General features: G+C 66.9%; 10 protein-coding genes and 1 rRNA gene. 3 read left to right on the top strand and 8 right to left on the bottom strand.

Annotation, left to right across the window (positions count from 1 at the left end; genetic code table 11):
* Positions 1-106 (top strand): 5S ribosomal RNA (gene rrf / locus ACK5F2_RS03555); the annotation flags it as partial.
* A gap of 65 nt (positions 107-171) precedes the next feature.
* On the opposite strand, the gene ACK5F2_RS03550 is transcribed toward rrf, so the two are convergent.
* The 3 genes from ACK5F2_RS03550 to ACK5F2_RS03540 all read right to left on the bottom strand — a co-directional run bounded on the left by ACK5F2_RS03550 (position 172) and on the right by ACK5F2_RS03540 (position 3,670).
* On the bottom strand, positions 172-1,110 hold the full coding sequence (locus tag ACK5F2_RS03550) for an MBL fold metallo-hydrolase (RefSeq protein ID WP_409862837.1): 939 nt from the start codon (positions 1,108-1,110) through the stop codon (positions 172-174).
* Between the two features lie 5 nt (positions 1,111-1,115).
* Complete coding sequence (locus tag ACK5F2_RS03545; protein WP_409862838.1) at positions 1,116-2,804, bottom strand: long-chain-fatty-acid--CoA ligase; 1,689 nt, start codon at positions 2,802-2,804, stop codon at positions 1,116-1,118.
* A 128-nt stretch (positions 2,805-2,932) separates the two neighbouring features.
* Positions 2,933-3,670 (bottom strand): FFLEELY motif protein, encoded by a 738-nt coding sequence (locus ACK5F2_RS03540; protein ID WP_409862836.1) that lies wholly within the window; start codon positions 3,668-3,670, stop codon positions 2,933-2,935.
* A gap of 54 nt (positions 3,671-3,724) precedes the next feature.
* Between ACK5F2_RS03540 and ACK5F2_RS03535 the strand changes: the two genes are divergently transcribed.
* Positions 3,725-4,633, top strand: coding sequence for an esterase/lipase family protein (locus ACK5F2_RS03535; RefSeq protein ID WP_409862835.1), 909 nt, complete (start codon positions 3,725-3,727; stop codon positions 4,631-4,633).
* A gap of 33 nt (positions 4,634-4,666) precedes the next feature.
* On the opposite strand, the gene hppD is transcribed toward ACK5F2_RS03535, so the two are convergent.
* A complete protein-coding gene (gene hppD, locus ACK5F2_RS03530) occupies positions 4,667-5,803 on the bottom strand; it encodes a 4-hydroxyphenylpyruvate dioxygenase (RefSeq protein WP_409862834.1) in 1,137 nt (378 codons plus the stop codon).
* Between the two features lie 125 nt (positions 5,804-5,928).
* On the opposite strand from hppD, the gene ACK5F2_RS03525 reads away from it, so the two are divergent.
* Complete coding sequence (locus tag ACK5F2_RS03525) at positions 5,929-6,411, top strand: Lrp/AsnC family transcriptional regulator (protein ID WP_133605462.1); 483 nt, start codon at positions 5,929-5,931, stop codon at positions 6,409-6,411.
* A 4-nt stretch (positions 6,412-6,415) separates the two neighbouring features.
* Here the strand turns inward: ACK5F2_RS03525 and ACK5F2_RS03520 are convergent, their stop codons facing one another.
* The 4 genes from ACK5F2_RS03520 to ACK5F2_RS03505 all read right to left on the bottom strand — a co-directional run bounded on the left by ACK5F2_RS03520 (position 6,416) and on the right by ACK5F2_RS03505 (position 8,450).
* On the bottom strand, positions 6,416-7,021 hold the full coding sequence (locus ACK5F2_RS03520; protein WP_409862833.1) for a methyltransferase domain-containing protein: 606 nt from the start codon (positions 7,019-7,021) through the stop codon (positions 6,416-6,418).
* Positions 7,022-7,025: 4 nt separating this feature from the next.
* Complete coding sequence (locus ACK5F2_RS03515; RefSeq protein ID WP_409862831.1) at positions 7,026-7,871, bottom strand: HDOD domain-containing protein; 846 nt, start codon at positions 7,869-7,871, stop codon at positions 7,026-7,028.
* Positions 7,872-7,951: 80 nt separating this feature from the next.
* Entirely contained in the window at positions 7,952-8,215 is a 264-nt protein-coding gene (locus ACK5F2_RS03510; RefSeq protein ID WP_409862830.1) for a hypothetical protein, read from the bottom strand.
* A gap of 40 nt (positions 8,216-8,255) precedes the next feature.
* Positions 8,256-8,450 carry a hypothetical protein gene (locus ACK5F2_RS03505; RefSeq protein WP_409862829.1) on the bottom strand — a complete coding sequence of 65 codons (195 nt, stop codon included), beginning with the start codon at positions 8,448-8,450 and terminating at the stop codon, positions 8,256-8,258.
* Positions 8,451-9,081: the final 631 nt, after the last annotated feature.

Below are 9,081 nucleotides of genomic sequence, written 5' to 3'. Positions count from 1 at the left end.
ACCATAGCGAGTTGGTCCCACTCCTTCCCATCCCGAACAGGACAGTGAAACGACTCCGCGCCGATGATAGTGCGGGTTCCCGTGTGAAAGTAGGTCATCGTCAGGCTATTTACACCTCAAAACCCCTCCCAGCCAACGCTGCGAGGGGTTTTGTTCTTCTGTGGCGATCTTCTAGCGGACGCGTACAGCGTTGCCGGAGAACTCTATCGCTCCGCTGTGCGCCAAATCCCGCAGCAATTCGGCTGTCCAGTCCTCCAGCGGTGTTTGGGCGTAGTGCAGTCGCCACATGCGGTGATGTATTGGGGTTCCCCGAAGCCAATCCTGCAACTCGGTCAGGCTACAGCGTCCGACTTCAAGCATGTGGAACATCAGCAAGGCCTTGGCCGCGTGGCGGGTGTGGCGCTCGGGGTAGCTGCGGAAGAAGGCCAGGCGCGAGCGAGCGTCGCTCAGCGCGCCGGCCACATCGCAGAAGACGGCACCATGGCCGGGGATCACGCAACGAATCCCCTCCAGTCCGGCAATCAGATCCAGGGTCTGTTCCACCTCGTCAAAGGCCGGTGCGCCGTCCAGCTCCGGGAACACGATGCCAAAGCCCCGCTCCCACAGCGCGTCGGCCGAAATCAGCAGACCGGCTTCGGGCTCAAAGAGGATCAGGGAATGCGGATCATGGCCCGGCGCAGCCAAGCATTGCCAAGCGCGTCCGCCTTGTTCCATGACCTCTCCCGGATTCAGAGCCCTTGCTGCTTGGAAGCGCTCACAGCGTTGCCCGGTCAAGGCATAGCTCAGCCGTGCCTCATCCCAGGTTTGCACGGCGGCATATTCACCTGGCGGGATCCAGATGGGGCAGCCGTGCTCGGCAGCCAGGCGTGCATTGCCACCGCAATGGTCTGAGTGCAGATGGGTGTTGACGATCAGGCGCAGGCGTTCACCGGTGAGGGCGCTGCACAGCAGGGTGGCAGTCTGCTCGGCGTGGCTGCAGTAGCCGCTGTCCACCAGCAGTGCGCCCTCCTCGCCGCGCCCATGCATCAGCACCAAGTTGGAGGACAGCCAGCCACGCTCTAGGATCTGGATGTCCTCGGGCAGCGTCGGCGCACGCCCAGTCGGCGCCATGACACTCATGCCGCGCCACTGCGTAGCTCGCGCCGCAGGATCTTGCCCACATTGCTCTTGGGCAGTTCATCGCGGAACTCGATGTATTTGGGGCGCTTGTAGGCGGTGAACTGCTGCTGACAGTAGCTGGCCAGGTCTTCCTCGGCCAGCGCGGGGTCCTGCTTGACCACATAGAGCTTGACCGCCTCACCGGAGCGCTCGTCGGGGATACCCACCGCAGCGCATTCCAGCACGCCTGGGTGCAAGCTGACTACCTGTTCGATCTCGGTCGGGTACACATTGAAGCCCGAGACCAGGATCATGTCCTTCTTGCGGTCGACGATGCGCACATAGCCCTGCGCGTCCATCACGCCGATGTCCCCGCTCTTGAAGAAACCATCCGCGTACATGACCTTGGCCGTCTCGTCCGGGCGGTTCCAGTAGCCGGCCATCACCTGGGGGCCGCGGATGCAGATCTCGCCCCGCTCGCCCAGGGGCATGTCGCGGCCCTCGTCGTCGCGGATCGCGATCTCGGTATTGGGCACGGGCAGGCCGATGGAGCCGGTGAAGTCGTGCACATCCACGCGGTTCACCGTGGCCACCGGCGAGGTCTCGGAGAGCCCATAGCCTTCCACGACCGGGCAGCCGGTGATCTTGAGCCATTTCTCGGCCGTGGCCTGCTGCACGGCCATGCCGCCGCCGTTGGAGATCAGCAGCTCGCTGAAGTCCAGGCGCGCAAAGCCGGGGTCATTGGCCAGGGCGTTGAACAAGGTGTTCACCGCCGGGAACATGTGCACGCGCTGCTCGCGCAAGGTGGCCACGAAGCCAGGAATGTCGCGCGGGTTGGGGATCAACAGATTCGTCATGCCCTTGCGGGCGCCGAGCATATAGCAGGCCGTGAGCGCGAAGATGTGATACAGGGGCAGCGCGCAGACCGTGGTCATGGGCTTGTCGCCCCGCTGACGCAGCATGGGCGAGAACCAGGCCTCGGACTGCAGGATGTTGGCCACCACATTGCGATGCAGCAGGGTCGCGCCCTTGGACACGCCCGTGGTGCCACCCGTGTACTGCAGAAAGGCCACATCATCTGGCCCCAGGTCCACGGGGCGTAGGTGCAGTCGCGCGCCTTCGTCCAGGGCCTGGCCGAAGCGCGTCACGCTGCGCTCCGGCCCCAGCGGCAGGCGGTACTCGGGCACCATCTTCTTCAGGTGGCGCACCGCGAAATTGATCAGCGGGCCCTTCCACCAGCTCAGCAGATCGCCCAGGCCGGTGAGCAGCACATGGCGGATCTCGGTGCGCTCGACCACCTCTTCCAGCGTGGCGGCGAAGTTCTCCAGCACGATGATGGCGCGTGCCCCGGAGTCCTTGAGCTGGTGCTCCAGCTCGCGTGCGGTGTAGAGCGGGTTGACGTTCACCACCGTGTAGCCCGCCCGCAGGATGGCGGCGATGGCCACCATGTACTGCAGCACATTGGGCATCATGATCGCCACCCGGCTGCCGCGCTCCAAGCCCTTGGATTGCAGCCAGGCACCGAGGGCCTGGGACAGCTCGTCCATCTGGCGAAACGTCAGGCGGTGGCCCATGCAGATGGCGGCATCGCGATGCGCATGCTTGCGAAACGCCTCTTCCAGCAGCGCCACCAGGGATCGGTAGCTGTCCACCTTCACCGTGGCGGGCACGCCCTCGGGATAGCTTTTCAGCCAGGGCTTGTCGATGCTCGTCGGGGCCAGCAGCGCGCTCATTGCAGGTCTCCATAGGTCTTGTTGTCGGTGGCCCGCGGCGCCAAGGCGGCGAGCTTCCCGATGGTCCTGCCAGCCCTGCCGCGCGGGTTAGGGGACTTGCCCTAGGCCCCAGTCGCCTGCGGGACAGTCAGGGATGCCGCCGCCCCTCGGTCGGCAAAGAGCTCAGCCGCCAGCGCGCGTTCGCGCATGGCGATGGTCTGGAGAAACTCATGTGCGCCCTTCATGGCCTTGAAGGTGTCAAAGCCCGTCTCCAGAAATTGCTGCAGCTCGCCCAGCCCCGCCGCCGAGGCGGGGCCGCGCATCATGCGCAGAGCCTGGCGCAGCAGGGGCTTGCGGGTCAAACCCTCCAGGGTTTCGCCCACGGCCAGCAGCAGGCGGATCTGCTGCTCGCGCTGCGGTGGGGCGGCTGCCGCCTGCCAGGCTTGGCGATAGTCCTCGGCGCTGATTTCAAGCCCAGGCAGGTGGCGAGCCATGGCGTTGTCCAGCTGTTCCGAGAGGGCGTGCAACTCGGCCAGCTGGGCCACGGTGAGCACCACCTCCTCGGGGAAGAGGCGCACCAGAGTGGGGACGACACGGGCGAACTGGGCATCGCGCTGGCTGAAGTCCTTGGGACCGTAGAGCTCGTCCAGGAAGAAGCGGGCAGCAGGGCCGTAGCGCGGGGTCTCCAGCAGATCGGCGTAGCTGTGTGCAAATCGTTGCTGCTGATAGCGCTTGAGCGCCAGTGCCCGTCGGTCCAGCGCTGGGTCGGCGCGGCGCACGGCGGCCTCGGCCGCTACGGCTTGCAGAAAGTCCTGGATGCGCTCGCGCAGCGCCTGGCGCTCATCGTCCCGATCTGACATGCCTCGATTGTGGCGCGCTCCCGCCGCGCTGCGCATCAGCGATGATGCGCGGCCATGAACGCATGGATTCAACGTCTGCAGCTCTTGCTGCGCATGGGCTTGGCAGCGGGCCTGGCGCTGTGGGCTTGGCCTGAGCAAGGCGCTTGGGCGGCCCTGGCCTGGGCCCTGCTGGGTTTCTGGGCCTATGGCTTGATACTGGCCCTGGGTTTTGTGGCGCTGCATTGGGTCAACCGGGCCGAGCCGGCCGGGCGGCCGGGCCTTGTGCAGTTGCTGGTGAGCGCTTGGCGCGAATTCTGGGTCTGCGAGCGGGTCTTTGCCTGGCTGCAGCCCTTTCGCGCGGAAGCCGAGCCCGACCATCTGCCCGCACAGCCCAATGGCCGGCGTGGCGTGCTGCTGCTGCATGGTTACAGCTGCAATCGTGGACTGTGGAATAGCTGGCTGCGGCGCCTGCGTGCCCAGGGCCATGCCTGCGTGGCCCCCACGCTGGAGCCGGCCTATGGCTCCATTGATGCCTATGCAGACCTGATCGAGGCGGCGCTGCAGCGCCTGGAGCGGGCCACGGGTCTGCCCCCCCTGGTGGTGGCCCACAGCATGGGCGGCCTGGCCCTGCGCGCCTGGTGGCGGCGCCACGGCGCCGCTCGGCCCGAGCGCCTGCATCGCGTGATCACCCTGGGCTCGCCGCACCATGGCACCTTGCTGGCCGCGGTGGCCAGCACGCCCAACGGGCGTCAGATGCGTCGTGGCGGCGACTGGCTGCAGCAGTTGGAGGCCGGTGAGTCCGCCGACTTCCGCGCGCGCCTGCTCTGCGTCTACAGCAATGCCGATCAGGTGGTCTATCCCGCCGGCACCGCCGTGCTGAGCGGCACCGAGGCCCGGCACTTGGCCGGGCGGGGGCATCTGCAGCTGGCCTTTGATCCTCAGGTCTGGGTCTGGGTCCAGGCCGAGCTGGGCGCTGCGGCCTAAAGCGCCCTCCCATCCCGGGAGGGCGGGTGGCCATCAAACCGAGGCCTTGTCGTCCTTCAGGACGCCGCGGCGGATCTGGTCCAGCTCGATGCTCTCGAACAGGGCCTTGAAGTTGCCCTCGCCGAAGCCCTCATTGCCCTTGCGCTGGATCAGCTCGAAGAAGATGGGGCCGATCACCTCCTTGGTGAAGATCTGCAGCAGCAGCTCCTTCTCGGCGCCCAGATGGGCGGCGCCGTCGATCAGGATGCGCAGGCGGCGCAGATCGTCCACGCGCTCGCCATGGCCGGGCAGGCGCTTGTCGATCAGGTCGAAGTAGGTGTCGATGGTGTCCTGGAACACCACGCCGCCGGCCTTCATGCCCTCGACGGTCGTGTAGATATCGTCCGTGCCCAGGGCCACGTGCTGGATGCCCTCGCCGTGATACAGATCCAGGTACTCGGCGATCTGGCTCTTGTCGTCGCTGCTCTCGTTGATGGGGATGCGGATCTTGCCGCAGGGGCTGGTCATGGCCTTGCTCTTCAGGCCGGTCAGCTTGCCCTCGATGTCGAAGTAGCGCACCTCGCGGAAGTTGAACAGGCGCTCGTAGAAGTCGGCCCATTCCTTCATGCGACCGCGGAAGACGTTGTGCGTCAGGTGGTCGATATAGGTCAGGCCATTGCCCTTGGGGTTGGCGTCCACGGGGCGCCCTTCGGCGTCCAGCAGGGGCACGAAGTCCACGTCGTAGATCGAGATATTGCCGATCTCGCCCGCGGCCGCGCCGTTCTTGCCCTGCCAGCGGTCCACCAGATAGATCAGCGAGTCGCCGATGCCCTTGATGGCCGGAATGTTCAGCTCCATGGGGCCGGTCTTGTTGTCAAAGCCCCAGGCACCCAGCTCCAGCGCGCGCTGGTAGGCATGGGCGGCATCCTTGACGCGGAAGGCGATGGCGCAGATCGAGGGCCCATGCAGGCGCGCAAAGCGCTGCGCGAAGCTGTCGCTCTCGGCATTGATGATGAAGTTCACGCCGCCCTGGCGGTACAGGGTCACGTTCTTGTGGCGGTGCTTGGCCACGGCGGTGAAGCCCATGGTCTCGAACAGCTGGCCGAGCGCGGCGGGATCGGGGGCGGCGAACTCGATGAACTCGAAGCCATCGGTGCCCATGGGGTTGTCCCAGGGAGTGAATGCGGCCATGGCGGGGTCTCCTGCTTTGAATGCCTTGCGATAGGTCAAGACTTTAGAAGGGCCTGGGCGCAGGATTCTTGCGATCTCAGGCGCGGCATCCGCTGTGAGCGCAGGAATCCTGCGAAACTCCGAATATGGAAGGTGAAATCCAGCTCGATGCCATAGACCGGCGCATCCTGAGGGCGTTGCAGCAGGACGGCCGCGTCACCTATGACGCCCTGGCCGCCCAGGTCAATCTCTCGGCCTCGGCCGTGCTGCGCCGTGTGCGGCGGCTGGAGGAGTCGGGTGCGATCCAGGCCTATGTGGCCCTGGTGCGGCCGGAGAAGGTGGGGCTCTCGCTGACGGCCTATATCAATGTGCGGCTGGAGAAGCAGACCGAGAGCCACAAGCGCAATCCCATGGACTTGTTCCGCGCCGCGGTGCAGACCTGGCCCGAGGTGGTGGAATGCGCGGCCCTCACCGGCGAGATGGACTATCTGCTGCGTGTGCTGGTGCAGGACATGGCGCACTACGCCCGCTTCATCAGCGAGACCCTGCTCAAGCATCCCAGCGTGCAGGACTGCAAGACCAGCTTTGTGCTGGACCGGCTCAAGAACACCACCGCCGTGCCCCTCTAGGGCTTCAGCGCCGCGTCAGCACCACCGCCAGCTCGAACCAGCCGCGCTCATGGCCTACGGCCGTATAGGGCGGGGCCGGCCAGTCCCAGTGCTCGGCGGGGAAGAGGGCGCGCATGGCGTTGATGTCGCCATGGTAGGGCGGGCCCTCCACCCGCCCCTGGTCCGCGCCTTCGCGGCGCGCCTGCATGAAGAGCGCCAGCAGCAGGCCGCCGGGCTTCAGCCAGGCGTGCAGTTGATCGGCATAGCGCCGCCACTGGTCCGGGTGCAGCGCGCACAGGCAGGTCTGCTCGTAGATGCGGTCCTGCGGCACCTCCGGTTGCCAGAGCAGCACATCCGCCTCCAGCACCCGGCCGGGCAGCGCACCGAGGCGTTCGCGCGCCAGGGCCACGGCGGCCGGGGCGTAGTCCAGGCCGGTGGCGGCAATGCCGGCCCGGCCCAGGGCCTGCAGCTCATGGCCGCGACCGCAGCCCGGCACCAGCACCTGCTGGCCCGGGCTCAAGAGGCCCTGGGCCAGCCAGGCTTGCAGCTGTGGATGGGGGGCGCCGCGATCCCAGGGGGTGTCGCCGCGCTCGAAGCGTTCTTGCCAGAAGTCTTGGCTCGGGCCGGCCATGGCGTCAGACATCCAGGTCGTGGACCAGCCGCTCGGCGGCTGCGGGTGCCAGATTGAGCAGCTGCGCAATGTCGCTGAGATCGTCGGGTACGGCCGGATCCTCCCAGTCCTCGGCCGTGTGGCGGGCCAGACGCACGGCCAGACGCACGGTCTGCACCTTTGGATCGTGGCCGCGCTTGTCATCGGTGATGTGCGCCAGCAGCTCGGGCAGATGCCAGGCCTTCATCAGGGACTGCTCCAAGTCAGCCAGTTCGATATTGAGGATTTCACGCTGCACCGCGGCGCTGCGCAGTTGACGATTCACGGACTGCCGCTGGCGGATCTGCAGGGCCAGGGCCGGGGCATGAATCCAGAGCAGCATCTCGGCAAAGTCGTGCAGGCAGGCCGCGCTGTGGATCACGGCCGAGTCGGGGTCGGCGCGGTGCGCGGCAAAGCCCAGGGCGAAGCGCGCGGCCCGGTCTGCGCGACGCAGCACCCGCATCAGCCCGTCCAGGGCCGCCGGCTGCTGGCGCAGATGCTCTTCCACCGTAGGTTGGGGACCGAAGGCCCGAAAGAAGGGCGTGATACCCATCCACACGATGGCGGCGGTCACGGTCTCGGCATCGGTGTGTCGCTTGTCCGGGTGGTAGGCCGCCGCATGGGCCAGCACCTTTAGCGTCATCAGCGGGTCCGAGACGATCATCTCGCCAATGCTGTTGGCATCGAAGGCGTCTTCGTTGGCGCGCATCAACTCCAGCGATTCGGCGGTGCTGGCCAGCACGGGGATGTCCGCCGAACGAAAGGCAGCGGTCCAGGCTCCCAGGCTGGGCAGGGCCTCTTGCAGCGGCAGGATCGGGGCGGGCGGAGTCATGCAGGATCACCGTGTTCTTGTGGTGATCGTATATCGGCATGAACTCGCCCGCACTGAAGCCTGGGCGCGGCGGCCAGGGCTCACAGCCGGGTCACGCCGGGCAGCAGGCCGACCAGCTGACCGTCCTGATAGAGGGCGCCTTCCGGCGCGCCGGCCTCGGCATAGAACTCCAGCTCGGGCACCGTGCGGCGACGCCCCTGGCGGGTCAGGCGCTCGGCCAAGCGCAGCAGGCCGCTGCCGCTACGCCGCAGGCCGCCTGCCAGTTGCTGGCGCCAGACCGGACGGCTGATCAGGCTGGGTTCCACCGGGGCCCGGCCCCGCAGTTGAATGGTCTTGGTCTTCATGATGCATCTCCCGTGGGGGGAGCCCCTGAGCTGCTGTGTGTCAGGGGCTGTGGTCTATCGAGGGCAGCTGACGGATTTCCTTCAGCAATGCATGCTTGGCCTGCTGGCGCAGCCCCTTGCTCGCGGTGCCATGGCGGCCTGCCAGGCGTTGCAGACTGGGGGCGACCAGGGGATTGCGCGGCTTGCGCAGCTTCAGCTGCAGGCCTTGAGGGCGCGGAGAGGTGAACTGGGGCATAAGCCACTCCTTGCGAGCCGGGCTCGCGGTTTTCGGGTCACGGGCGCCGCGCTGCCGTGGGCAGTGCGGCTGTTTGGGCGGAGGATTCCGCGCATGCGGCGGCGCCACTGGGCAACACGCAGCGTTCTGAACTGAGAAGAAGGACAGTCGGTCAGAGTCCGGACAGGCCGGTGGCTCTTGCGCGTACCGAGCTCAGCAGCATCGCGGTCTGGCTGATCGCGCCGTGGCCAGGTTCGGGCTGTACGGCGGAACTGCAGCGGCGAGCGCTTGGGCGATCGGTGAGGTCAGGGTTGGGCCTTGCGGCCTGAGGGCCTCGTTGTGGTGAACCAAGTCCACAACTTGCGCAAATGATAAACGATCGATTATCTTGCGCAAGTGGTTTTTATCTTTGTGCCACGACAAATTAGGGATGCCCATGCCACGGCATCGCGGGCGGCCGGCTTTGCGAAGCGGTGCCGGGGCCCGACGCGCCCCGGCGCGGTTCAGCGTTTCTTGCCCTTGAGCGGGGCCACGCCCTGCTGCAGCTTGCGCCAGGCCTCGACGGCCTCGTCCACCGGCGGCGCTGCCGGTGGCTTGGCGGGGCGCATCACACCCGGGGCCAGGGGCGCACGCGCGGCGGCCGGTGTCGGGG

Source organism: Roseateles sp., assembly GCF_046300915.1.
Taxonomy (GTDB): Bacteria; Pseudomonadota; Gammaproteobacteria; order Burkholderiales; family Burkholderiaceae_C; genus Kinneretia.
The sequence above is the reverse complement of the archived record's forward strand: the minus strand, read 5'-3'. Positions and strand labels throughout refer to the sequence as shown.